The sequence below is a fragment of the Streptomyces sp. NPDC048473 genome (genome assembly GCF_043200155.1).
GTDB lineage: Bacteria > Actinomycetota > Actinomycetes > Streptomycetales > Streptomycetaceae > Streptomyces.
On the sequence record NZ_JBICXE010000171.1, the window covers coordinates 1 to 1,822 of the forward strand.

The window sequence follows — 1,822 nt, forward strand, 5'->3', positions numbered from 1 at the left end:
GCGGGTCAGCCCTTGCGGGACTTGACCTCGTCGGTGAGCTGGGGGACGACCTGGAAGAGGTCGCCGACGACGCCGTAGTCGACGAGGTCGAAGATCGGGGCCTCGGCGTCCTTGTTGATCGCGACGATCGTCTTGGAGGTCTGCATGCCGGCCCGGTGCTGGATCGCCCCCGAGATGCCGGACGCGATGTACAGCTGCGGCGAGACGGACTTGCCGGTCTGGCCGACCTGGTTGGAGTGCGGGTACCAGCCCGCGTCGACCGCGGCACGCGAGGCGCCTACGGCCGCACCGAGGGAATCGGCGAGGGCCTCGATCAGGGGGAAGTTCTCCGCACCGTTCACGCCACGGCCGCCGGAGACGACGATCGCCGCCTCGGTCAGCTCCGGACGCCCCGTCGACTCACGCGGGGTCCGCGACAGCACCTTCGTGCCGGTCGCCTGCGCCGAGAACACCACGCTCAGCGCCTCGACCGCACCCGCGGCCGCAGCGGCCTCGACCGGGGCCGAGTTCGGCTTGACCGTGATGACCGGGATGCCCCTGGAGACACGGGACTTGGTGGTGAAGGAAGCGGCGAACGCGGACTGCGTGGCGACGGGGCCCTGCTCACCGGCCTCCAGGTCGATGGCGTCGGTGATGACGCCGGAACCGATCCGGACCGCGAGACGGGCCGCGATCTCCTTGCCCTCCGCGGAGGACGGCACCAGCACCGCGGCCGGAGAGACCGCATCAACAGCGGCCTGCAGCGCGTCGACCTTCGGCACGACGAGGTAGTCGGCGAACTTCGGCGCATCGGCGGTCAGGACCCTCACCGCACCGTGCCCGGCGAGCACACCGGCGGTCCCGGCGGCACCCGCACCCAGCGCGAGCGCGACCGGCTCACCGATACGACGGGCCAGCGTCAACAGCTCCAGAGTGGGCTTGCGGACGGCACCGTCCACGTGGTCGACATAGACGAGAACTTCAGCCATGGGACTTCAATCTCCTGCGGATTGCGAAGAAACGACGGGGCGAAAAAGGACGGGCTAGATGAACTTCTGGCCCGCAAGGAACTCGGCCAGCTGCCTGCCGCCCTCACCCTCGTCCTTGACGATCGTGCCCGCCGTACGGGCCGGACGCTGCGCCGCGGAGTCGACCGCGGTCCAGGCGCCCGCCAGGCCGACCTCGTCCGCCTCGATCCCCAGGTCCTCCAGGTCCCAGGACACGACCGGCTTCTTCTTCGCCGCCATGATGCCCTTGAACGACGGGTAACGCGCCTCACCCGACTGGTCCGTCACCGACACCACCGCCGGCAGGGAGGCCTCCAGCTGCTCCGAGGCCGTGTCACCGTCACGGCGGCCCTTGACGACCCCGTCCTCGACGGAGACCTCGGAGAGCAGAGTGACCTGCGGAACACCCAGACGCTCCGCCAGCAGCGCGGGAACCACACCCATCGTGCCATCGGTGGACGCCATACCGGAGATGACGAGGTCGTAACCGGCCTTCTCGACGGCCTTGGCCAGCACGAGGGACGTACCGATGGCGTCCGTGCCGTGCAGATCGTCGTCCTCGACGTGAACGGCCTTGTCCGCACCCATCGACAGCGCCTTGCGCAACGCGTCCTTGGCATCCTCCGGACCCACCGTCAGCACAGTGATCTCCGCGTCGTCCGCCCCGCCCGCGATCTGCAGCGCCTGCTCCACCGCGTACTCATCCAGCTCCGACAACAGACCGTCGACATCCTCACGGTCCAGCGTCAGGTCATCGGCGAAGTGCCGGTCGCCGGTGGCGTCGGGCACGTACTTCACACAGACAACGATCCTCAAGCTCACGCCGGCTCTCCTAC

2 protein-coding genes are annotated in these 1,822 nt (G+C 69.1%); both read right to left on the reverse strand.

Features of this window, described 5'->3' with window-relative positions; all coding sequences use genetic code 11:
• Positions 1–5: 5 nt before the first annotated feature.
• The gene (locus tag ACGFU7_RS48015) at positions 6–968 is read right to left on the reverse strand and encodes an electron transfer flavoprotein subunit alpha/FixB family protein (protein WP_393705124.1); all 963 of its coding nucleotides are present in this window, start codon (positions 966–968) and stop codon (positions 6–8) included.
• Between the two features lie 54 nt (positions 969–1,022).
• The gene (locus tag ACGFU7_RS48020) at positions 1,023–1,808 is read right to left on the reverse strand and encodes an electron transfer flavoprotein subunit beta/FixA family protein (protein WP_393705125.1); all 786 of its coding nucleotides are present in this window, start codon (positions 1,806–1,808) and stop codon (positions 1,023–1,025) included.
• Positions 1,809–1,822: the final 14 nt, after the last annotated feature.